This window comes from Tritonibacter horizontis, from assembly GCF_001518015.1.
GTDB classification, from domain to species: domain Bacteria; phylum Pseudomonadota; class Alphaproteobacteria; order Rhodobacterales; family Rhodobacteraceae; genus Epibacterium; species Epibacterium horizontis.
In genome coordinates, this window is sequence record NZ_LPUY01000065.1 from 71,243 (window position 1) to 94,191 (window position 22,949).

Sequence of the window (22,949 nt, forward strand, 5' to 3'; positions counted from 1 at the left end):
GCCGGGCGACCCCTGTCAGCGGGGCGACTGCGCCTGTCACCCAGCTTCTTCTGTCGGGGGCACGACCTGCGTCAGCGACCGACGCATCCCGCGAAAGAGCGAGATCGAGTAGATCACAAGCGCGATCCAGATCAGCGGAAAGGCGATCAGACGGGCCCCGCCAAAGGGTTCCTTGAACACCAGGACCGCCACCAGAAAGATCAGGGTTGGCGCGATATATTGCAGGATGGCAATCGTCGAAAGCTTCAGCAGTTTTGCCCCGTTGGCATAGACGATCAATGGCAGCGCCGTCACCGCCCCGGTGCCAAGCAGCAGCAGCGTGTCGTATTGGGTGACCGCAAAATGCCCCTGCCCTGTCAGCGCCAGATAGCAAAGATAGCCGAGCGCCGGTGGTGTCAGGATCAGAACCTCCAGCAGGAACCCCTGGTTCGGGCCAATCGGGAGCCATTTCTTGAAGAACGCGTAGGCGCCCCAGGACAGCGTCAGACCCAGCGCGGCCAGGGGCAGGCGCCCGGCCTCCACCGTCAGGATCACCACCGCAAGCGCAGCCAGACCCACCGCAACAAATTGCGCCCGGCTCAGGCGTTCGCCAAGCACCGCCGCGCCCAGCGCGATGGAAAACAACGGGTTGATGTAATACCCCAACGCCGCCTCCAATGCGTGGCCGGATGCGACAGCCCAGACGTAAATGCCCCAATTGACCGATACAAAGGCCGCTGTGACACAGCCCATCAAGAGCATTTTCGGGTTTTTCAATGCGGCCTGCAACTCATTGAACCGACCAAGGAAAATCAGCAAAGCGCCGGCGATCGGCACCGACCAGATCACCCGATGCGCCACCACTTCGGCGGGCGGGATATGTGCGAGCAATTTCATGAAAAGCGGCAGGAAACCCCAGAAAACATAGGCCGACAGGGCGAAGGCCAGACCCTGGGGCGTGTCGATGTTTTCGGGTCTTTCGCTCATATTCAGGTCTTTCCGCCGCTCAGCCGCCTGCCCGACAGCTTGTCGGTCTCTGCGTAACAAATCGCTAAGATCGCAAAACTGCCTGCAAAACAGGCAGTGCGACACGGCGGACCTAGCAGACCCTTCAGCGTTTTACACGCTCCGATTTCGGATCATACATCGGCCGGAGCGAGACCTCGGCCCGCACCCGCGTTCCGCAGACATCTATCTGGTAATCCGAGGCGAGCACATCGGCGGCGTTTTCCCCGTCGCAGGCCACATAGCCCAGCCCGATTGCCCCGCCCAGCGTATGCCCGTAGCCACCAGACGACAGGTAGCCGACATATTCGCCGTTCCGCAGAATTGGCTCGTTGTGAAACAGCAGCGGCTCCGAATCGGTCAGGCGAAACTGCAACAACCGCTTTTTCGGCCCCGTCATCTTGCGTTCGATCACCGCCTCACGTCCGATAAAATCGCATCCCTTGTCGACTTTGACCGCAAAGCCCAGCCCGGCATCCACCACGTGATCCTCACAGGTAATGTCGTGACCAAAATGGCGAAACCCTTTTTCAAGTCGGCAGGACTCCATCATGTGCAGGCCGCAAAGCGTCAGCCCCAGATCCTGCCCCGCCTCATAAAGCGTGTCGAACACATGCGCAGCCATGTCGCAGGACACATAGATTTCCCAGCCGAGCTCTCCCACATAGGTGACCCGATGCGCCCGGGCGAGGCCCATGCCGATCTCGATCTCCTGGGCGGTGCCAAAGGGGTTTGTCGCATTGGTGAAATCATTGGGGGAGACACGCTCCATCAATTTGCGCGCATTGGGGCCCATGACCGCCAGCACCCCCTCAGCCGCGGTCAAATCCAGGAGGACCACGTTGTGATTGCCTTTGTGCCGTTCCATCCAGGTCTGGTCTGCCAGCCGGGTCGCGGCGGGGGTGACCACCAGATAGGAGGTCTCGCTCAGTCGGGTAACGGTCACATCAGCCTCGATGCCACCGCGGGAGTTGAGGAACTGCGTATAGACGATCTTGCCCACGGGCACCGAAAAATCGCCGCCGCCGATCTGGTTCAGAAACGCCTCTGCGTCGGGGCCCTCAACGCGGATTTTGCCAAAAGACGACATGTCGTAGAGGCCGACATTCTCACGCACGGCGCGGTGTTCGGCGGCAGAGTTTTCAAACCAGTTCTGTCGTTTCCAGCTGTAGTGATAGGATGGGTCCTGCCCGGCTGTTGCAAACCAGTTGGCCCGTTCCCATCCCGCGACCTCGCCAAACACCGCCCCCCGTTCTGCCAACAGATGATGAAACGGGCTTCGACGTATCCCGCGCGCCGTTGCTTTCTGGCGATAGGGGAAATGATCCGCATAGAGCAGGCCCAGCGTTTCCTTTGAGCGTTCGAACAGGTAGTGTTTATTGCCCTGAAATGGCTGCATGCGCGAAATATCGACATCACCCAGATCAAAGGGCTTGGCGCCGTCCTGCATCCATTGCGCCAAGGCCATGCCAGCGCCCCCGGCCGACTGGATCCCGATGGAGTTGAACCCCGCTGCGACCCAGACATTGTCCATCTCGGGTGCAAGCCCAAGGTGATAGGCGTCATCCGGGGTAAAACTCTCTGGCCCGTTAAAAAACGTATGGATGCCCGCCTCCGCCAGCATCGGCATTCGATGGACCGCCGTTTCCAGGATCGGCTCGAAATGATCGAAATCCTCGGGCAACTGGTCGAACTCGAAACTGTCGGGGATGCCGCTCATGCCCCACGGCTTTGCATTGGGTTCAAAGGCGCCAAGCAGGATCTTGCCGGCGTCTTCCTTGAAGTAGGCGCATTCATCGGGCACCCGCAGCACCGGCATCTGGGTCAGGTCCGGGATCGCTTCGGTGACGATGTAGAAATGTTCACAGGCGTGAAGCGGCACGTTGACACCCGCCATGCGGCCCACCTCGCGCCCCCACATGCCGGCGCAGTTGACGATCATGTCACAGGCGATATGGCCTTGCTCTGCGCCGTCATCGGATTGCCAGTCAACACCTGTGACCCGGCGCCCCTGCCGTGTCAGGCCGGTGACCTTTGTCCGTTCCTGTATGATTGCGCCACGTTGGCGCGCGCCCTTGGCAAGCGCCAGCGCGATATTGGCCGGGTCCCCCTGCCCGTCTTTCGGCAACCAGACGCCAGCCGTCACCCCGTCGATGTTCAGGTGCGGGTAGCGGGCTTTCACCTCGGTCGGGTCGATTTCCTCGATTTCGACACCAAAGGCGCGGGCCATGGCGGCCTGACGAAAGATCTCTTCGCGCCGTTCTTCGGTCAGGGCCACCGTGATGGAGCCGCAGCGTTTGAACCCGGTCGCAACCCCGGTTTCCGCCTCCAGCGCGCCGTACAGTTCCTGACTGTATTTGGCGAGCCTGGTCATATTCGCCGTGGCCCGCAGTTGCGCGATCAGCCCTGCCGCGTGCCAGGTGGTGCCCGAGGTCAGCTGCTTGCGCTCCAGCAGGACCACATCTGTCCAACCCAGTTTGGTCAGATGGTAGGCGACCGAACAGCCCACCACACCACCGCCGATAATGACGACACGCGCCGTTTGCGGACGTTCAGTCATGCACGCAACCTTTCATTTTTCGGATCCCAAAGCGGCTGATCGGGCTGGACCACGGCGCGGTACATCTGGCCGTAGATTTCGACCTCCAGTTCGGTGCCCGGCTGGGCGTGATCGCGGCGCACCATGCCCAGCGCGATGGAGGCCCCGACCCGATAGCCCCACCCGCCAGAGGTGGTCTCGCCGACGATGTCGCCATCCTTGTAGAGACAGGACATATAGGGCGCGTCGGCCTCTGCCGCATCGACGATCAGGGTAACAAACCGTTTGGCCACCCCGCGCTGTGCCTCGGCCTGCAAAGCGGCCTTACCGGGAAAGTCTTGCGGCTTGTCCAGCTTGACGAAACGCTCCAACCCGGCTTCGAGCAAACTATAGTCGGTTGACAGGTCGCCCTTCCAGGCGCGGTAGCCTTTTTCCATCCGCAAACTATTCAGCGCATACATGCCAAAGGGCGTCGCCCCGCCGGCAAGGATCGCCGCATAGATGTCCGGCATATCGGCATTGAGGGCGTGGATCTCCCAGCCCAGTTCCCCGGCGAACGAGACCCGGACCAGATGCGCGGGCCGGCCCGCGACGGTGGCGGCCTGATGGGTCAGCCAACCAAGGCTGAGGTCGCCGTCGGTCAGCGGCGTCAGGACCTGGCGCGCCTTTGGACCCGTGACGATCAGGGTGTCGCGGGTCCTGGTCAGATCCTCGACGCGGACGTCGGCAGGCATGGCAGCGCGCAGGATGTCGCCGTCGTGCCATTGCGCCGCTGCGGCCGTGATCAGGATGAACTCATCCGCGTCCAAACGCAGGCAGGACATTTCTGTCAGAAGTCGGCCACGGCGGTCGGCAATATAGACCAGGTTCATGCGGCCGACCTTGGGCAACCCGCCCGCAATCAGCCCGCGCAAGGCCTCTGCCGTCCCGACGCCGGACAGCCGGAACCGCGAAAATCCGGGCAGATCCAGCACCCCGCAATGGTCGCGCACCGCCTCGCATTCCGCGCGAATACGGACCTGCCAGGGGCCTGCGCGCCCCCAGGTCTGGGTCGCCTCCTCAGAGGTGTCGTCGCCGGGTTTGGCAAACCAGTTCGCCCGCTCCCACCCGTTATAGGCGCCCATGACACCGCCATTGGCCTTCACCACCGCATGCACCGGCGACAGTTTGCGGTCCCGTCCGGCGGGCCATTCGTGATGGGGGAAATGCATGGCGTATTCGTGGCCGTAGGTCTCCATCCCCTTTTGCACGCAATAGTCCGGGTCGGTATAATCGGTAAAGCGGCGAGGATCGCAGGACCACATGTCCCATTCGGTCTGCCCGTCGATGATCCATTCCGCCAGCACCTTGCCCGCGCCACCGCCCTGAGCAATCCCGAAGGTAAACACGCAGGCCTCGAAGGCTTGTCTGACACCCGGCATCGGGCCAAGCAGCGGCAAGCCATCAGGCGCATAGGGAATGGGGCCGTTGATGACGCGCGAGACCCCAGAGGTTGCCATCAAGGGCACCCGCGCCATGGCATCGGTCACGATATCCTCGATCCGGTCCAGATCATCAGACCAGAGCTGAAACGAAAAATCATCCGGCATCGGATCGTCTGGCGTCGCCCAATGGGCCCGGCAGTTGGGTTCATAGGGGCCAAGGTTATAGCCGTGTTTCTCTTGCCGCAGGTAGTAAGAGACATCCACGTCCCGCAGCAGCGGCAATTTGCGCCCGGTCTTTTGGGACCAGGCCTCGATCTCGGGGATCTCTTTTGTCAGCAGGTACTGATGGCTCATCACCATCATCGGCACAGTACGCCCACCGTAGGGTTTGAACCATTCCCCCACCCGCTGCGCGTAGTAACCGGCCGCGTTCACCACGTAGTCGCAGGCAATATCGCCCTTGTCGGTATGCACCATCCAGCCCTCTGCGGTCTGGGTGACGCCCGTGGCGGGGCAGAAGCGCAGAATGCGCTGTCCCATATCGCGGGCGCCCTTGGCCAGCGCCTGGGTCACCTGCGCCGGGTCAATGTCGCCATCATGGGGATCAAAAAGCGCCCCGGCCAAATCGTGGGTTTCAATAAAAGGATAGATTTCTTTCACCTCAGCGGGCGTCAGGATCTTGATATCCATCCCTTGATAGCGCCCCATCGCCGCCGCGCGCGCGAACTCCTGCATGCGCTCCGCGGAATGGGCCAGCCGGATGGAGCCGGTCTGGTGATAGTTCATCGGATAGTCGACCTCTGCCCCGAGGCGGGCATAAAGCTCGGTCGAATAACGTTGCATGTTCATGATCGACCAGGAGGTCGAAAACGTCGGCACATTGCCCGCCGCATGCCAGGTCGAGCCTGCAGTCAATTCGTTCTTTTCCAACAGGACACAGTCGGCCCAGCCCTTCTTGGCCAGATGATACAGCGCAGAACAGCCGACAACGCCGCCGCCGATAATGACCACTCTGGCCCGTGTTGGAAAATCTGCCATTTTCGGCTCCCTCAAGAGGTTGTGCGACCGGTCCGCGGCGGTCAGTCTTTCTGCGGTAATCCGTCGGTGATCTCGTAGTAGTCGCCCTTGGCCGCGACGAAGATGTGCTTTTCCAGGGTCACGCCGGTTGGGGCGACCACCGCGCCCAGGGCAAAGCTGATGGTGTCTTCGTCATGGGCCTTCCAGAACAGAAAGGAGCCGCATTGCGCACAAAACCCGCGCTTGGCGGCCGCGCTGGAGGCAAACCAGCTGACCTTGCCGGTGATGGTCAGATCCGTCTCGGCCACATAGGCAGACGACCAGATGCCGCCCGACTGTCGCCGACACTGGCCGCAATGGCACATCGACGCCCCCAACGGCGCGGCGTTGGTTTCAAAATGGATTGCGCCGCACAGGCAATGCCCCCGGATCATGACGCGGCCTCCAGATTGGGCGTACTGCTGGCTCCCAGAAGCAGCCCGTAGACGATAAAGCAGATCGCCAAGAGGCGGCGGATCCACACGTTGAATGCCGCCGCAAGCGCCGCCCGCCCCATGCTGACTCCCAGCAGGGTAAACCCCGTATAGCTGATCGTGGTCAGCACCAGCGCGGTCGGTACGATCACTGCCATCTGCGACCAGATCGCCACATCCGGCTGCACAAACTGCGAAAAGGCGGCCAGATAACCTGCGACGCTCTTGGGGTTGATGGTCGCCACCGCCAGCGCATGCAGATAGACATGCCGCGCCGGACGCTCGGACGTGGGCACGGGTTTCGTTGCATTCCGCCAACCGCGAATGCCCAGAAAGACCAAAAAGCCCGCGCCAACCAGTTTCGCGATAAAAAACCCGGTGGGCGAGGCCGCGATCAGCGCCGTCACCCCCAGCGCCGACAACAGCAAAAAGATCGTCGCCTGCGTCAGGATGGCGAGCACCCCCAGCATGGCCTTGCCAAACCCCAGGTTCATGCCGTTGGAGATGCAGTTCACCGCGTTGGGTCCCGGCGTGGTGACAAAGGCGGCCCAGAACAGGGCAAAGATGATCCAGGCGTCAAAGCTCATACAGGGACCTCAATAGACGGGCGGTGCGATGACCCAGACCGCGACACAGGGGCAGTCATAGGGGTTCGACCACAAAAAGGGTTCGTTGCGGATGCGGAAGCTGTCGCCTGCCCCGACGGTAAAGTGACGCGCGCCGATCTGCAGGTCGAGGCGGCCAGAGATCACATAGGCGACCTCCTGTGTCGGACGGTGGGCGGCGGATTGCATCCGCGCCTGCGGCGCAAAGGTGGAATGCACCATCTCGAAATCATCGGTCAGGTCGGGCGACAGGAGTTCCTCGATCAACCCTTCCTCGCCCGACCCCATCGGGCGCCGGGCGCCGGAGCGTACGATATAGCCCTGTTCCTCGACCGGGGCGGAGGCGTGGGCGAAAAGCATCGACATCGGCACATCGAGGCATTTTGCCAGCCCGCGCAGGTCTGAGATCGAGGGCTCGGACATGTCCCGCTCAACCTGGCTGATCCAGCCAACAGAGCGCCCCATACGCGCGGCAAGCTCCGCGATGGTGATGCCCCGCGCCCGGCGCAACGCCCTGAGATCGGCGCCCAGGGTGGTATGTGTTGGCGATTGGGAATTCACTGGCACCGTCCAAGTTCGTGAAATTTTGCAGGCAATTTTCACCCTCTGTGATTCTCGTGAAAAATGAAAGAGAAATTTCACGAACAAAAAACCCGACACTTCGCAGCGTCGGGCCGGGTGTTCGGATCCGCTTGGGGTAACGCGGGACGGTCAGCCCCGCCCCTGCTCAGAGCCTGCCAAAGACCGAATGCAGGATTGCGGCCAGCTGCTCGGCATCTTCCGTGGTGAAAGCGCCGGGTTGGTCGCTGTCGATGTCCAGCACCGCGATCAGTCGGCCGGAGGCCGCGCGCACCGGCAGCACGATCTCGGATCGGGTGGAGGAGGCACAGGCGATGTGGCCGGGAAAGGCGTCCACATCGTCCACCAGCTGCACCTCGCCGGTCCGGGCCGCCGCCCCGCAGACGCCGCGCGAGAAAGGGATCACCAGACATCCATGTCCGCCCTGGTAGGGGCCGATCTTCAACACCTCGGGCGCGGTCACGCGGTAAAACCCGGTCCAATCGAACCGGTCATCGGCGTGATGCAATTCGCAGGCGAGAGTCGCCATCAGGGCCACCTCGTCGGTTTCCCCCTCGGTCAGTGCGGCCACGGTTTTGGCCAGATCGTCGTAGTCTACCCGCATCAAAGTTTTGCCTTTTACAAATATGAGCGGACGAGCCCCCCCGTCCGCCTGCATGTCATGAGGCGCATAATCGCCAGCACGGCGAAGGTCAAACCCGCTCGATTGCGATCGCTGTTCCCTCGCCCCCACCGATGCAAATTGCTGCAACGCCGCGCTGCAATCCGCGTTTTTCCAGGGCGTTGAGAAGCGTCACCATGATGCGTGCGCCAGAGGCACCGATCGGATGTCCCAACGCGCAAGCCCCGCCATTTACATTGACCTTCTCTCTCGGGATTCCCATCTCGCGCATGAAGGCCATCGGGACCACCGCGAAGGCTTCGTTCACCTCCCAAAGGTCAACATCCTCCACGTCCCAGCCGATCCGTGTCAGCAGTTTTCGCGCCGCGGGAACAGGCGCCGTGGTGAACCATCCCGGTGCCTGCGCATGGCTGGCATGACCCAGAATATACCCCCGCACCGGCAGCCCGCGCGCTGCTGCGGCTTCCTCGTTTGCAAGGACCAGCGCCGCCGCACCGTCCGAGATCGAAGAAGCGTTTGCCGCCGTGACCGTCCCACCCTCGCGAAACGCAGGTTTGAGGGTCGGGATCTTTTCAGGGCGAGCCGTGCCGGGTTGTTCGTCGCGGTCTGTCACCACCTCGCCTTTTCGGGTTTTCACAATGACTTCAGTTATTTCGTCCGCAAATGCGCCGCTTTCCTGCGCCGCCAGAGCGTTCGAGAGCGACCCAAGCGCAAAGGCGTCCTGCTCCTCCCGGCTGAACTGATAATGCTCGGCGCAGTCCTCGGCAAAGGTGCCCATGAGACGGCCCTTGTCATAGGCATCTTCCAACCCGTCGAGGAACATATGATCGACAACCTGACCGTGGCCAATCCGCGCCCCGCCGCGCATTTTCGCCAGCAGGTAGGGGGCGTTGGTCATGCTTTCCATGCCCCCCGCCACCATCACATCCGCGCCGCCTGTCGCCAACCGATCGCATGCCATCATTGCGGCCGTCATCCCGGAGCCACACATCTTGTTCAAGGTGGTCGCGGGGACGTCCTCGCCAAGCCCGGCGGCGAACCCGGCCTGCCGCGCCGGAGCCTGCCCCTGACCGGCAGAGAGCACGCAGCCCATCAGGACTTCGTCCACCGCAGTGGCCCCTGAACGCTGCAATGCAGCTTTGATCGCGGCCCCGCCGAGTTCGGCTGCCGTGACACCGTCATACATGCCTTGGAATCCACCCATCGGCGTCCGGGCTGCCCCGGAGATTACAATCCTGGCCATTTCAACTCTTCTCCAATTTTCTCAACTATCCATACTGAATGATAACACTTAGGGTCTAGGGTACGTGCCAAGTAAGACGAGCCGAGGAACACTCAATGAGCCTAACGAGCACGGTAGCAGACGACGCGCAGGTGGTAACCGTAAACGCCCAACGCATAGATGCAGCCATGGCAATCCAGTTCAAGGAAGACATGCGCACGGAAACCGATGCCGGTCCCCAGCGTGTGATTCTAGACTTGTCCAGCGTCGAATTCATCGATTCCAGCGGTCTGGGCGCCATAGTCGCTGCTATGAAACAGCTTGGCAAGGATCGTCGGCTGGACCTGGCCGGGTTGACCCCCATGGTCGACAAGGTCTTTCGACTGACCCGTATGGATACCGTCTTCAACCTATTCGATACGCTTCAGGACGCTCTGGACCCTGAACACGTCGAACATTGATCCCGACGCAACCGTTTGTGGAGCCCGAACTCTATGGTTGAAACCTTCGCCTGCTCCTTCAGGGCGACCGAGCTTGATGCCCGAAGGGGTATCGTTTCGGTGGTGGACCGCCTGAAAAACATGGGTATTCCGGATACCCGGGTCGACGAGGTGCAGATTGCCCTTGCCGAGGCAGTCAACAACGTCGTCGAACATGCCTATGCCGAGACAGCGGCAGGGGATGTCCTGATCCGCTGCAACCTGCATCCGGACCGGCTGTGGGTCGAGATCCGCGACGCCGGCGTTCCCTTTCCAAATGCCAAGCTGCCCGACGGCAATACGGTCAAGGTTGACGCAGATACACCGCTAGAAGACCTGCCCGAAGGCGGCTTTGGCTGGTTCCTGATCCGTGAACTGGCCAGCGACATCCAGTATCAGCGAAATCTGGACAACAATCAGCTCTCCTTGTGTTTCGAAATTCAGCTGACCTCCGAGCCACAACAATCGAGCTAGGTGTTTGATCCCACGGTTTGATGGTGTGATCCTTTCGAAGGAATGGAAGGTCAGCCACGTTGGCCTGTTGCGGGTTTCGTGGATGGCAGTTTAAGCTTTCATAGCTCTCTCCTCGAACGTGATAGGGCTTAGATACCCGATGGTCGAGTACCGCCGCTTCGGATTGTAGAACCGCTCAATATAATCGAATACATCTGCGCGTGCCTGTTTTCTTGTACGGTAGGTTTTCCGCCTGACCCGTTCGGTTTTTTTCAGCGATGAGAAGAAGCTCTCCATCGCAGGGTTATCCCAGACATTTCCGGACCGGTTCATCGAACAGGTGATACCGTGATCGGCCATCAGCCTTTGGAACGGTTCACTGGTATACTGGCTGCCCTGATCGGAATGATGCAGCAGCTCCCTTGGTCGACCTCTGTGCCAGATCGCCATGATCAAGGCGTCCGTGACCATCTGGGACGTCATCTGGTCGCTCATGGACCACCCGACCACACGCCGCGAGAAGAGATCAATGACGGCGGCGACATAGAGCCAGCCTTCCACTGTCCAGATGTAGGTGAAGTCTGCCACCCATTTCTGGTTCGGGCCATCCGCATCGAACTCACGTTCAAGCACGTTGGCCACGATGATCGACCTCGTGCCCTCGTCTTTTGGTGGTTGCCGGCGCTTTGGGCGGGCTCTGAAGGCCGCCTGCCGCATCAACCGCTCGACGTAATGCAACCCTCAGGAATAGCCGTTTAAACCTCAAGTTGGCTCTGTTGCACAAATCCTGTGAGGGATTCATCTCGTGAATTCAGCATGGTAGCTGGGACGCATGAGCAGACCTACATCCCCAAGCTACAAGACTAAAAACTGTCCAGCCTACAATGAAGCGCTCAAGCGCCGGGGCTCGCTGACCATCTGGTCCGATCCCGAGATCGATCTGGGAGGCTGCGCCGACAGGCAAGCGTGGTCGCCAGCAGGCTTACAACAATTCTGCCATTCAGACTTGCGTGACAATGAAGGTGTTGTTTGGCATGGCGCTGCGGCAGACGACCGGGTTCGGCGAAAGCTTGTTGCGCCTGGTCGGCCTTGACTGGTCGGTGCCCGACTTCAGCACGCTGAGCCGCCGCCAGAAGACCCTCGCCGTCAACATCCCTTATGGTGGCTCCAAAGGGCCGTTGCACCTGCTAATCGACAGCACTGGCATCAAGGTTGAGGACGGCAGCTCTGCGCAGATAGTGACCTCTGTAAACTCGGCCTTACTTCTGCCTACTGCGGCCACGGTCGCTGCTATACAGCATTCCGAAACCGCCATTCGCTGCAGTTGCAACATCGGCCCGCTGTCGATAGGTGGCTCGGTGGACAAAGCGGACGAGGTGGCTGGCTCATGCTCCAATGGCGTCGAATGCGCCAAAGTGCAATTATCAATGACTGATAGAAAAGGAGCCACCCACAGATGCCATTGGGAAAACAGAAGTCTGGCGCTACTGAGACCTGAAGCGCCAATCATGAGGAGCGCCATTATGGAGATTTGCATAGCCGCTGCTGCCATTCTTCGGGAAGATGGAGCAATCTTGCTTGTCCGGAAACGTGGAACGTCCGCATTCATGCAGCCCGGTGGGAAAATCGACGGCCTTGAAACGCCCGTGAACGCTCTTCGCCGTGAACTTTTCGAAGAACTCGCACTAGATCTTCAACCCAAGGAGGCCGAATAACTCGGTCAATTTTCGGCCTCCGCGGCGAATGAGCCCGGCTGCCTCGTTACGGCCGAAATGTTTCGCATTCATCTCAAAGATCATGTCGAAGCGCGAGCAGAGATCGAAGAGATTCGATGGGTGTATCCGAACTCGCAAGACAAACTTGATCTCGCGTCTTTGACGCGGGACATGGTTCTCCCTGCGATTTGGCGCTAGTAGCCCGGCGCAATGGGTCTGCTCATGCAAAACAGCTATTGCGCTGGTTTCACAAGATATGTCCCGCATCATGCCTTCGCGCAACAAAGCCAGGCGAGATGATATCACAACCATTGAGAACGTTTAGAAGACGATTAAACCTGTCATACGCCTTCGGATAAGGTCGGGTTCAATGAGATTAGTTCTGTGGGAGGGAGCCATCATGGAAGATGCAGGAATTGGCTGGATTGCAGCCATTATCGTTGGAGGGCTGGCCGGTTGGATTGCCTCTGCGGTGATGAAGGCAGACACTGGCATATTTTTGAATATCATCCTTGGAATTGTCGGCGCAGCCGTAGCGAGTTTTTTGTTTGGCCTATTGGGCGTGTCCTTTGGGGGTGTGCTAGGGTATCTGGTCGCTGGGGTTGCAGGGGCCTGCATTCTTGTCGGCGGAGCACGCGCACTGAAGCGCTGACCGCCCTGTGGCGACTTGTGGTGCGCAACGCGGGTGTGGATCTTGATGAGGTGCTGACGATATTACAGCAGGATACAGGCGCATGAAGTTGGAACCGGGACGGAATTGCTGGCGTCTTGAGCAAGCCGATAGGTTCGCTTTCATCGTAGACGCTGAAAATTACTTTGTCGCTGTTCGCGCTGCGATGCTTAGAGCGCGGCATAGTATTATGCTGATTGGTTGGGATTTTGATGCCCGCATCAGTTTGGGAGAAGGCGAAGGACCGGAGCAGCTTGGCGATTTCATGTTATGGCTTGCTGACAGATCGCCGGCACTTCAAATTCGACTGTTGCGCTGGGACACGGGCGCCTTTCAGGCCATGTTTCGTGGCAACACGCTCTCTACGATATTGCGCTGGAAGTGGCACAAACAAATCATGCTGAAGCTTGACGGTGCCCATCCGTTTGCCAGTTCGCACCACCAAAAAATCGTGGTGATTGATGATTGCATCGCATTTTGCGGTGGTATTGATATGACTGTTGGACGTTGGGATCGGCGTGACCATGAAGATAACGATCCCGGCCGCATTGACCCGGATGGTAAACCCTATGGGCCATGGCATGACGCCACCAGCGCATTTGACGGAGCAGCGGCACGCGCGATGGGCGATCTGGCCCGCAAACGATGGAAGATCGCAACGGGTGAAACACTGAAGCCAGCAGGTGACAACCATGAGTGCTGGCCGCCTGCGCTTGAAGCAAATTTCAAAAATGTGGAACTGGCCATAGCGCGCACGCAACCGGAGATGTCGGATGTCGCGCCACTGCATGAAATCGAGGATATGTATCTCGACCTCATCGCGAGTGCCAAGCGTTGGATTTACGCCGAAAGCCAGTATTTTGCATCGCGTCGTATCGCCCATGCTGTGGCCAAGCGACTGGTTGAGGTGGACGGCCCGGAGATCGTCATCGTTAACCCAATTTCCGCCGAAGGATGGCTCGAGCCTATAGCAATGGACAGCGCGCGAGCGCGGCTACTTGAGGCCCTGCGTCGGATTGACAAGCATGACCGGTTTCGCCTCTATCATCCTGTGACCGCACAAGGTGCCGAGATCTACGTGCATGCAAAGGTGATGGTTGTAGACAACCAGTTTCTGCGTGTCGGGTCTTCGAATTTCAATAACCGCTCACTGCGGCTTGATACGGAATGTGATGTAGTCCTCAGTGGAGTAGGTCCAGAAAATGCAGAGCTGTGCGAGGAGATTGCACTGCTGCGGAACGATCTGATCGCGGAACATCTTGCGACGACACCGGACGAGGTCGCACGCCGACTGAAGAGCTCGGGATCGCTGATTGCTGTGATCGAGGCTTTGCGTGGTGAGACGAGCGGGCGAACACTGCAGGCATTCGAAATACCAGAGTTGAGCGACATTGAAGAATGGTTGGCCGACAATGAAATTCTCGATCCTGAAGGGCCGGATGCGCTGTTCGAACCGCTAAGTAAGCGCGGGTTGTTTTATGGGTGGCGCAAGCGATTACGACCGCATTGATCGCATTGATGGCTTGTATATCCCTAAACTGCCATTCTGCCGCCACAGAATTTGTGCGCTAAAATGTTGGCCGGCAGCTTTGCGCGACGAACGATATTACGGATGTACATGCGCGCCTCGGCGGGCAGTGGTTGCGATGCGCGAGAAACCTTCTCTTTTTACTTCGAGCTTAACCGTCTCAGTGGTGCTGACATCGGACAAGCTCGGCACATCACCTGCAGGGTGAAAGGACAGTGTAACGCCGCCGACGTCATGCGGGCTCTGCGCCACTTGTCGCGCCCCGGCAAAGCCCTCTTCACAGCGGATCGACATGATATCAGGGGTTTGCGCAGCCGCCATCACCACGCCATGTACCGCGCGGGCGTGATGGGTATGGCCATGGGGAATGCGCACAGGGGGCGCTGGATGGATGGGGTCTACACAGAAAACGCCCGAAGGGCAGTGAAGCCCCTCGGGTCGGTTTATGAGGATCTCCGCTGGGTTCAAAATGTCACCGTGACATGACGGCCCACGTCGGGCTGCGTATCAGTCAGATTGGCCTTCAGAGTTTCATAGAGAAACACCATGCCGCTTTTGGGGCTGAGCCACAATTCGGAGGTCTTGGGCGTCATCCGGACCAGAGCTAAATCAGGATCATTCTTTCCACCCTCGAACCAAGAGGCGGCGACGAAATTCCAGACCTCGGACAGTTTTTCGCGATCTTCCGACAGCTGTAGCGTGCCGTTGACAACGCCATGCAGCCCTGCGTCCGTATCGCAAATGGCAAAGCGGATCTCTTTCCCGGATTGCGCAGCGTTGGCTGCGTCGGTGCCGCGCGCGGTCAGGAACCAGATGCACCCATCCTCGGGGGCGCAGTTTGGCGACATGGGAATGAGGCGGCCATTCACCTCCATCAGTCCTGCGCGCACATTGGCGAGGCGGTCCCAGAATTCTTGTGTGTCGGTCATGAGGTTTCCCCTTTGTTAAAGGCTTGTCGCACCTCTAACGCCCTGCGCGGCCATTCGTTCCTTCGCAAGCCCCGCAGCGCGGCTCAGATCGGCTGCCAGTTCGGCGCGCATCTCCTCGCTACGTGATCGCGCGCGCAGGATTGCTGCGGGATGCCAGGTAATGAGGACGTCACCGCCTCGGATTGCCGGCTCCAGTGTCCCACGTCGCGACGTCAGCGCCGCGCGACGCCCGGTCAGTGCAAATGCGGCGCTCACGCCAAGCGCGACGGTTAGCCGAGGCCGGATCAGCCGACGTTCCTGGTCCAGCCACCAGCGGCAATGGTCTATCTCGCCGCGCGTCGGGCTTTGGTGCAGCCGTTGCTTGCCACGCTGACTAAACTTAAAATGTTTCACGGCGTTGGTCAGATAAGCGGGCGGGCATCCCGCCTCTGCCATCGCGGCGCGCAACAGCTGGCCAGCCGGGCCGACAAAAGGCCGGGCTTGCTGGTCCTCGTGATCGCCGGGTGCTTCCCCGACGATCATCAGGGGCGCGTCGGTGGGCCCTTCACCCCAGACCATCCGTCGCGGAGCGCAAAGGTCACAGCCCGAACAAGTCTCGGCCACCGCACGCGTCTGATCGAGCGTGGCAGGCATTGCCGCGATCCGCGCCGCGCGTTTGGGAGGTTCTGTCGGCAGCGCGTCCCGCATCCGCTGCACGCGCGCTTCGGCGTCTTGCAACATAGCCGGGATCGAGCGGGTCTCGGGGAGGTTTTTCCAGTACTTCACCGGCATTTCGGATTTCATTGCCCCGACCTTCACCCGCGCAGGGTTGAATATATGGGTGAAATAGGTGGTCCAAAGCACCTCTGACGCGTCCTCCGGCAGGTCCGGGCGCGGCCCCGGCAGATCAAAATCAAGCTGACCGTCTGAAAACCGCGCCGTTCCGAAAGGGGTCGCAATGATCCAGTCCATATCGGCGAAGCGGCGCGCGAAGAAGGGAGTAGCGGCCTCCACAATGCGGTGGTCTGGCTCAAACCACGCGGCAAAGCGGCGGCGCGCGCCGTCCGTGGGAAATTCGCGAAACCGGACGAAGGCGTGCATCTTGTGAATGTCGCGTCCCACGGCCTTTGCCAGCCGGTCAAGCCGACGGGTCAGAGGATCGGCGGGATTTCCGAGCGAACGCCGGTCATTCTGATGCCGCCAAAGCGCCTGATACAGCAAGGCAGGCGCCTCCGGGTCGGTATGGCAGATGACGCTGCCCGACAGTTGAACAAAGCTTTTGGGCACACGAAGATCGCGCGGGCCGTCCGCATCGGGAATAGGGTCACCGCCAAAGAGGGTGCCGCCCTGCCAGTCAACCTCCTCCGGCGCAATCCCGTGGCTGGCGAGACACCGGGCGGCCTCGCGCCACGCCTTTGCGCGCCCCAGAACGGGCAGATCGATCTGGATCATGCGAACAGGCTGAGTTGCTCGGGCGGTGGCGCGTAGCGCGCGCGCAGTCCGGCGCTGTCGGTCAAAGCGCCAGGCGACCAGTCGGGCAGCGTGATGAACGGCTCGGCCTGTTTCACCCGCGCGCCGATGCGGATCAGATCCGCGTAGCGCAGCGGCCCGGAACGCCGCGCGGCAAGGATACGTTGCACGGTGCGTGTTCCAAACCCCGGAATGCGCAGTAGCAATTCGCGCGGCGCGCGGGCCACATCCACGGGAAACTGTGCGCGATGCTCCAGCGCCCAGGCGAGCTTTGGGTCGATCTCCAGATCCAGATTACCGCCCTTGGTAGAGGACGTGATCTCCGCCGCATCAAATCCGTAAAATCGCATCAGCCAATCGGCCTGATAAAGCCGGTGTTCCCGGATCAACGGCGGCCGGATCAGCGGCAGCATTGCGGAGCTGTCGGGGATCGGGGAAAAGGCCGAATAGTAGACCCGCTTTAGCTTGTAGCCCTGATAAAGCCGTGTGGACGTGCCCAGAATATCGCGGTCCGACGTGCCGTCTGCCCCAACGATCATCTGGGTCGACTGCCCGGCGGGGGCAAAGCGCGCCGGACGCTTGCCGCGATGACTGGCCACTTTGCTGGCGGCGCGTGTTTCACGCACGTGGCTCATGGCGGCGCGGATACCCTTGGGCTGTTTCTGCGGCGCAAGCCTGGCGACACTGTCGTCTTTGGGAAGTTCCACGTTGATCGACAAACGATCAGCATAGCGTCCGGCTTCGGTAATCAACTCCGGCGCGGCCTCAGGGATCGTCTTGAGGTGGATGTAGCCCTTAAAGCCATGCTCCTCGCGCAGCATTCGCGCGATGCGGACCATATCCGTCATCGTATCGTCCGGGCTGCGAATGATGCCCGACGACAAAAACAGCCCCTCAATGTAGTTGCGCCGATAAAATTCCAACGTCAGCGTTACAACTTCTTCGGGGGTGAAGCGCGCCCGCTCCACCCGACTTGAAACGCGATTGACGCAATAGACGCAGTCATAAATGCAGAAATTGGTCATCAGGATCTTCAGCAGGCTGATGCAGCGCCCATCAGGCGTGTAGGCGTGGCAGATCCCGCTGCCCCCGGCACTGCCGATTCCACCCGCGCGGGAATCCCGCCGTGTGGTTCCGGAACTCGCGCAGGAGGCATCGTATTTGGCAGCATCCGACAGGATCGCCAGCTTTTCTTGGAGTGTGCGCCTCATGAGAACATATGTAGAACACAGATGAGCTCTGCGCAAGACCAGCCGCTCTCAGCGCAGCAAATCGGTCTCGTTTGATCCTTCGATTGGTACCTGCAGTTGCTCTTCAAGATCGTCCTCCGTGCTAAGGTCGTCATCCATCTCAGATCGACCCTCCTTGGGCGCGGGTATGGTTTCGGGCGTTGTTCCAGACCCCTGTTGCAGTGGGATGCCTTCGGGGAAGATAATCTCGCGCGCTTCATCAGGCATGGAGATGCCTGCATCCATCAAAGTCTGTTTGATTTGCCGGACCAGCGCGCTGCGTAACTTGAGCGGTGAAATCTGAGCGCCATCAAACCAGTAGTAGATCTTGACGTTCACGGTTGAAGCGCCAAGCGTGTCAGCCAGCACCATCGGCTCGGGGTGCTTCAGCACCCCCGGTTCGGCACTGAGCACGACATTGACGATCCGCTGCACGTCGCTGATCGCCGCGTCATAGCCGATGCCCAGATCCAGCTCTCCGCGGCGGCGGGGTACTGCGGTTAGGTTTTCTATAATCGACTTGAAGACGGTCGCATTGGGGATTTGGATGTGATTGCCCTCGACTGACACCAGCACCGTGCTGCGTGTGTTCATGCTGTGAACTACTCCGGATTGCCCAGCCACGTTGATGAGATCGCCCCGCGCAAAGGGTTGGCGCAGGCTGAGCAGCAGTGAAGCGAGGAAGTTCTCGGCAATGTCGCGAAAGGCAAAGCCAATGACGATCCCCAGAACCCCGGCGCCGCCCACCACCGATAGCGCCAGCTGGGTTAGCCCCGCAATCTGAAGCACGAGGTAGAGCCCTAGCAACAGCACCGGAAGCGCACCAAGCCGTGCCAGAATGTCGGCGATGAAAGGCGATCGCGTGCGCCCCCGCAACGACCAACTCAACAAGCGGCGCACCACGCGCGCGGTGAACCACGCCAGCGGCAGGATCAGCAGGGCCAGTGCGATGGAGGGCAGCGCCGCTAGCAACTGATCTTTGAGCACGCGCACCTCGCGCACGGCGGGGTCGATGGTCAGCTCGACCGCTTGTTCCACCTCGATCCTGTTGACCACGGCGACAACCCCCGTTGTCTTGGCGGCCAGATCGCGCGCCCAAGTCTTGCGCTCGGTCGTCGTTGTAGTGCCGTCGAGAAACGCGATGCTGTCATCCACGCGCACAGATGCGTCCGAATACCACCCCGTAGCATCAAGTATCTGCGCGATCCGCTCCGCGATGCGGGTATCCGCAAGCCCCGGCTCTACATCCACCACCTGATCGGTAGAGGTCACCTCACCGCCCGCGTCCGCAGGCGTCTGGGCCGACACGGGTGCGGTCGTCAAAAGCAACAAGATCAAAATGATGCGCATGGCGGCCTCGGCCTGGATAGGTGCGAAGTTTGGGCCAAGGGGAGCCCGATACATATGGAAGCGTAGGTGCCGACATAGGCCCGGAACAAGCTTGGCAGCATCAGAAACGGTTTGCCATGCCTCTATTCTCTGCGCCTTCCTGTGTCGTGCCTGTGAAAGCTCAAACCTTTTTTGAGTTACCGACAGATTTTCTGGCCCACTCAACGGTCACGTCGCCAAAACAGTCGATGAGCGAATCCGTTGCCCACCTTTGACCTTCGGTCGTACGGCCGAGCACGGAGAGCCCAGCCGTCACCGGTTTCAGTCCGCAGTCGACTTTTAGGTGTCCAGCGTGGAGCAAACCGCGCACCAAGGGATCGGTGATATCGTCGGGCGATGGACCAGGAAGAACGCAATCGATCATCACGTCGGCAAGGATCTTGTCATCCAGCCGCCACCCACCACGCTCCAGTACGATCGACGGGTCCTCCGCAACGGCCAGACGGACCAGGCCCTTGTTGATCAGGGCCCGAAGCAGGCGGGCGCTGCGTACGGGCGGGCCGTAGGAATAGCGCTTGAGCCCATTTTCAAAAGCGACCAGCGCGGAGCGGGTCTCGCAACTGCCGCCGCACGCCGCAAACGGACCCCGCACATCCTGTTGTAGTTTTCGCCAAATCTGCCCGACGGCATAACCGACTGAGGGCGCGCGCTGCCCTTCCGCCATCGAGAGGCCGATCTCGAGCGCGGACGCCGGGTCAGCGCCTTCTTGCGCGCCGGGCGCGTCGCGCTCAGCGGCGAGCCACGGCTGGGGATCGGTGCTGGTGATGCGCGCGACGATCGGCGCAAGGGCATCGGTCAGGCACTGGACCGCAGCATCCGGCGAAAGCGTCAGTGCCCGCGTGACCGCGCTGATGACAGCGCGCCGCTCGGTTGGGAGCGGATCAAAGAGGGCGTCGATATCGGCATTGGCTGGTTTCGGAAAAGGAGGCATCCCGTCAAGGGAGAACGGCACGATGAGCTTCGGTTCCCGCCCCGAGGCACGATAGCTGTCGCCATCCATTCTGCCGCCTTGCCCCAGCGTGAGCAGGGCGATCACATCCAGCGCCGAGAGTGCGAGCCCGCGCAGCGCCGCGACCCGCCCGCTCCAATCGATGGAGCGGATCGCCGTTGTCGGGTAGGCGTCGAGGAAGGTCAGCCTTTGCGCGGCGGCATGCGCGCTCCAGCGGGCGGCCTGCGCATCTCGCGTCACCGGGGGCTGGCCTTGCGTCAGAAGCAGGTTGTCAAACGGCCCGCGGCCATCGACGATCCAGCCGCGATCATAATGCGCTGACACGGCGGTGGCGGGGACATGTTCAACGTGTGGTCGCAGTCTATGCCAGCGCTCCGTCAGGTAGCGGCCCACCTCTGCCCTTGGCGGGTAGGCCTCGGGCGCGCCCCCCAACCAGTCGGCAAAACGCGGCGCACCAAGATCAAGCTCGCGAACCGGCAGGTTCAACAGGCACTCGGGCGCTTCGTCTGGACGAAAGTTTGGTCCGACGCCCGGGTACGGGCCTGGCTCAAAAATGCAGAGGCGCAGGTCAGGAGCAACCGCCAGCGCCGCCTCGGCGGCGGCCAGCCCCCTGGGGCCGAGCCCGATGATTGCTAGCTTCTTCAAAGACACGAGAGGCGGCGTAGCTCAGCCGCAGTGGAAAGTAAAGCGCACGGTTTTCTGGACTTGCGTCGAAAAACTGCCAAGCGCATCAGAGCATGATCGCGACCAACGGAACAATCGATGCCGGCGAAATGGACGCGGGACTTCAAGCCAAATGCTGTTCCCATGGGCAGCCAACGACCGAATGGAACTTAGCCTCGCAATCCACGCCTTGCGAATGGCGATCAATCCGGGCCTGCCAGCCCACAAGGCTGCATTCCAAACACGGATCGCGGACCGCACTATTGGTCATACGACGATCACAAAGATCCTTTGAAAGCAACATTTCAAAGATTGTCAAATTTCGTCCTATGCGAATGTGGCTGCTTCCTGGATACGATACAGATGGCATGTCAGAACCTGTGAGCGTAGCCAAGTGGGGCAATGGAGCGCCAAGCCAGAAGTGCTTTTTAAATCCGACTTGTAGAAACACGCGGAGTGGTGGACCGGTGTCGGAAAGGTTGAAGTTGAGCAGATCTATTGCGGACAGACTTTTGTTCAAGGTAAAACCTGTCTTTGTAGTGCGGCACTGCGGTATAGGCGCGGTGGCCGTGATGAATTATGATAAGATCCGGAATGACCAAAGATATTGAAAGCTGCCTTGTCAGCCGCCTTTCCCGTTTCGTTGACCTGACTGAGCGTGAACGTGACTTCATCGCTGAAATGGAAAAGGATGAACGACCTTGCCGTAAAGGAAGAACGGTCGTCGGCGACCGGTCGGATGAAGGTCGGCAGGGCGGACAAAGCACCCTTTCGTGGTCCGGTATCGAATGACTGGTATCGCTTAGTCGCTCATTGATCTCAATGGCAGATCACTCCCAAGCGCGTTCCTTCCAAATGCCGCTCCTAACCTCGTCACGAGCCTCGTAGGTCCGGACAGCCTCGTGCAGATCCCCGACTTTCGCTTCTTCGCGATCTTCGCCGATCTCCGTCAGTCGCATCGTATACCACGCGGTAATTCCGCCCTCTGGTGGGTCTTGGAATCGTGGAAAGTCTGGATCATCCACTGCGCCAGATTGCCATTTGCTCGGAAGGGACGGGTCGAGCACAAGCGCGCGCGCGAGGCCAATCATGTCAATGCCCCGATCAAGGGCACCCGTCACCTGCCTTAAGGTCTTGAACCCGCCCGTTACCATGAGCGGTTTGTCGGTCAGAGGGCGGGCCTGTTCGGCGAAGTCGAAAAAGTAGGGGCCACTGCCTGCGCTGTCTGAGGCGGACTTGGCACCTGGGAAATATGTCCCGCCGCTGACGTCGATCAGGTCGATCCCCGTTTCGTCCAGAGCCGCGACCACAGCGAGGGCATCATCCTCGTGAAAGCCACCCTCCAACTGGTCGGTCGCGTTCAGCTTGACCGCGATCGGGAAGCTTGGCCCGACCGCAGTGCGGACCTCATGCGCAACCTCCAGCAACAACCGCATGCGGTTTGTGACGGACCCACCATATTTGTCGTCTCGCCGGTTGAACAACGGCGACAGGAATTGAGACAGCAGGAAGCCATGGGCCGCATGAATCTGCACGCCGCCGAAGCCCAGCTTCTTCGCCATGTGGGCGGTTCGGGCGAACTCTGACGGCAGGTCACGGACCTCTTTCAGAGTCAGCGCCGAGCAAGTCAGGCCGGGGATGTCGAGCGCGCTTGGCCCCTTGGGATCGCTGATCGGAGGATGAGCCATTGCACCGGCGTGGCCGAGCTGTAGCCAAAGCTGCGCCCCGTTTATAGAACCAGCACGGGCGAGCGCCCTGAACCTCTCAACATCGGAAGCTGGCCCGAGGACGAGGTTTCCAGGCTTCTCCGCGAAATGCGGGTTGCCCTGCACCTCACCGACGATCGAGACGGCAAGCCCGCCTTCCGCCCAACGTTCGTAAAGCCGGATTTGTGCATCGGTCGGATCGCCGCGCCCGTCGCCAAGCGAGTCCGACATCGCCGACTTGCCGATGCGGTTCTTCAAAATCACCCCACAGGGCAGTTCAAGCGGCTGAAACAGACTGGCTTTGTGATGAGTATCCATAAATCCG

At 60.4% G+C, this 22,949-nt stretch carries 21 protein-coding genes and 2 pseudogenes; 7 read left to right on the forward strand and 16 right to left on the reverse strand.

Annotated features, from left to right (window positions below; all coding sequences use genetic code 11):
* Positions 1-36: 36 nt before the first annotated feature.
* The 8 genes from rarD to TRIHO_RS11515 form a co-directional block, all read right to left on the reverse strand.
* Complete coding sequence (gene rarD, locus TRIHO_RS11480; protein ID WP_068243472.1) at positions 37-966, reverse strand: EamA family transporter RarD; 930 nt, start codon at positions 964-966, stop codon at positions 37-39.
* A gap of 124 nt (positions 967-1,090) precedes the next feature.
* Complete coding sequence (locus TRIHO_RS11485; RefSeq protein ID WP_068243475.1) at positions 1,091-3,544, reverse strand: GcvT family protein; 2,454 nt, start codon at positions 3,542-3,544, stop codon at positions 1,091-1,093.
* The gene (locus TRIHO_RS11490; RefSeq protein WP_068243483.1) at positions 3,541-5,985 is read right to left on the reverse strand and encodes a GcvT family protein; all 2,445 of its coding nucleotides are present in this window, start codon (positions 5,983-5,985) and stop codon (positions 3,541-3,543) included. The genes TRIHO_RS11485 and TRIHO_RS11490 overlap by 4 nt, the downstream gene beginning before the upstream one ends.
* A gap of 41 nt (positions 5,986-6,026) precedes the next feature.
* Positions 6,027-6,398, reverse strand: coding sequence for a GFA family protein (locus tag TRIHO_RS11495; protein ID WP_068243486.1), 372 nt, complete (start codon positions 6,396-6,398; stop codon positions 6,027-6,029).
* Positions 6,395-7,024, reverse strand: coding sequence for a LysE family translocator (locus TRIHO_RS11500; protein WP_068243488.1), 630 nt, complete (start codon positions 7,022-7,024; stop codon positions 6,395-6,397). The genes TRIHO_RS11495 and TRIHO_RS11500 overlap by 4 nt, the downstream gene beginning before the upstream one ends.
* A gap of 9 nt (positions 7,025-7,033) precedes the next feature.
* On the reverse strand, positions 7,034-7,603 hold the full coding sequence (locus tag TRIHO_RS11505; protein WP_068243491.1) for a helix-turn-helix domain-containing protein: 570 nt from the start codon (positions 7,601-7,603) through the stop codon (positions 7,034-7,036).
* A gap of 166 nt (positions 7,604-7,769) precedes the next feature.
* The gene (locus TRIHO_RS11510) at positions 7,770-8,225 is read right to left on the reverse strand and encodes a GAF domain-containing protein (protein ID WP_068243493.1); all 456 of its coding nucleotides are present in this window, start codon (positions 8,223-8,225) and stop codon (positions 7,770-7,772) included.
* 88 nt (positions 8,226-8,313) lie between these two features.
* The gene (locus tag TRIHO_RS11515) at positions 8,314-9,486 is read right to left on the reverse strand and encodes a thiolase family protein (RefSeq protein WP_068243495.1); all 1,173 of its coding nucleotides are present in this window, start codon (positions 9,484-9,486) and stop codon (positions 8,314-8,316) included.
* Between the two features lie 95 nt (positions 9,487-9,581).
* On the opposite strand from TRIHO_RS11515, the gene TRIHO_RS11520 reads away from it, so the two are divergent.
* Positions 9,582-9,926, forward strand: a complete 345-nt coding sequence (locus TRIHO_RS11520; RefSeq protein WP_068243496.1) for an STAS domain-containing protein — start codon at positions 9,582-9,584, stop codon at positions 9,924-9,926.
* Positions 9,927-9,959: 33 nt separating this feature from the next.
* Positions 9,960-10,418 carry an ATP-binding protein gene (locus TRIHO_RS11525; RefSeq protein ID WP_068243499.1) on the forward strand — a complete coding sequence of 153 codons (459 nt, stop codon included), beginning with the start codon at positions 9,960-9,962 and terminating at the stop codon, positions 10,416-10,418.
* Between the two features lie 90 nt (positions 10,419-10,508).
* Here the strand turns inward: TRIHO_RS11525 and TRIHO_RS11530 are convergent.
* Positions 10,509-11,138, reverse strand: a pseudogene (locus tag TRIHO_RS11530) (IS3 family transposase); the annotation flags it as partial.
* A gap of 91 nt (positions 11,139-11,229) precedes the next feature.
* On the opposite strand from TRIHO_RS11530, the pseudogene TRIHO_RS11535 reads away from it, so the two are divergent.
* From TRIHO_RS11535 to TRIHO_RS11550, 4 genes and pseudogenes are all read left to right on the forward strand, one after another.
* A pseudogene (locus tag TRIHO_RS11535) lies at positions 11,230-11,614 on the forward strand (transposase); the annotation flags it as partial.
* 306 nt (positions 11,615-11,920) lie between these two features.
* On the forward strand, positions 11,921-12,112 hold the full coding sequence (locus TRIHO_RS24205; RefSeq protein ID WP_232367776.1) for an NUDIX domain-containing protein: 192 nt from the start codon (positions 11,921-11,923) through the stop codon (positions 12,110-12,112).
* Positions 12,113-12,512: 400 nt separating this feature from the next.
* A complete protein-coding gene (locus tag TRIHO_RS11545) occupies positions 12,513-12,764 on the forward strand; it encodes a GlsB/YeaQ/YmgE family stress response membrane protein (protein ID WP_068243505.1) in 252 nt (83 codons plus the stop codon).
* 82 nt (positions 12,765-12,846) lie between these two features.
* The gene (locus tag TRIHO_RS11550) at positions 12,847-14,292 is read left to right on the forward strand and encodes a phospholipase D-like domain-containing protein (RefSeq protein WP_068243507.1); all 1,446 of its coding nucleotides are present in this window, start codon (positions 12,847-12,849) and stop codon (positions 14,290-14,292) included.
* Positions 14,293-14,388: 96 nt separating this feature from the next.
* Here TRIHO_RS11550 and TRIHO_RS23905 read toward each other — a convergent pair whose 3' ends face one another.
* From TRIHO_RS23905 to TRIHO_RS11575, 6 genes are all read right to left on the reverse strand, one after another.
* The gene (locus tag TRIHO_RS23905; RefSeq protein ID WP_165595910.1) at positions 14,389-14,631 is read right to left on the reverse strand and encodes a hypothetical protein; all 243 of its coding nucleotides are present in this window, start codon (positions 14,629-14,631) and stop codon (positions 14,389-14,391) included.
* 143 nt (positions 14,632-14,774) lie between these two features.
* Positions 14,775-15,239, reverse strand: coding sequence for a pyridoxamine 5'-phosphate oxidase family protein (locus tag TRIHO_RS11555; protein ID WP_068243510.1), 465 nt, complete (start codon positions 15,237-15,239; stop codon positions 14,775-14,777).
* Between the two features lie 15 nt (positions 15,240-15,254).
* Entirely contained in the window at positions 15,255-16,670 is a 1,416-nt protein-coding gene (locus TRIHO_RS11560; protein ID WP_068243513.1) for a UdgX family uracil-DNA binding protein, read from the reverse strand.
* Positions 16,667-17,899: a putative DNA modification/repair radical SAM protein gene (locus TRIHO_RS11565; protein WP_068243516.1), complete on the reverse strand. Its 1,233-nt coding sequence runs from the start codon at positions 17,897-17,899 to the stop codon at positions 16,667-16,669. The genes TRIHO_RS11560 and TRIHO_RS11565 overlap by 4 nt, the downstream gene beginning before the upstream one ends.
* Positions 17,900-17,947: 48 nt before the next feature.
* Positions 17,948-19,267, reverse strand: a complete 1,320-nt coding sequence (locus TRIHO_RS11570; RefSeq protein WP_068243519.1) for a mechanosensitive ion channel family protein — start codon at positions 19,265-19,267, stop codon at positions 17,948-17,950.
* 160 nt (positions 19,268-19,427) lie between these two features.
* Positions 19,428-20,906, reverse strand: a complete 1,479-nt coding sequence (locus tag TRIHO_RS11575) for an FAD/NAD(P)-binding protein (RefSeq protein ID WP_082705118.1) — start codon at positions 20,904-20,906, stop codon at positions 19,428-19,430.
* 606 nt (positions 20,907-21,512) lie between these two features.
* Between TRIHO_RS11575 and TRIHO_RS11580 the strand changes: the two genes are divergently transcribed.
* A complete protein-coding gene (locus TRIHO_RS11580) occupies positions 21,513-21,710 on the forward strand; it encodes a hypothetical protein (protein ID WP_068243525.1) in 198 nt (65 codons plus the stop codon).
* A gap of 38 nt (positions 21,711-21,748) precedes the next feature.
* Here TRIHO_RS11580 and TRIHO_RS11585 read toward each other — a convergent pair whose 3' ends face one another.
* Positions 21,749-22,942 carry an NADH:flavin oxidoreductase/NADH oxidase family protein gene (locus tag TRIHO_RS11585; RefSeq protein ID WP_068243528.1) on the reverse strand — a complete coding sequence of 398 codons (1,194 nt, stop codon included), beginning with the start codon at positions 22,940-22,942 and terminating at the stop codon, positions 21,749-21,751.
* Between the last annotated feature and the right edge of the window lie 7 nt (positions 22,943-22,949).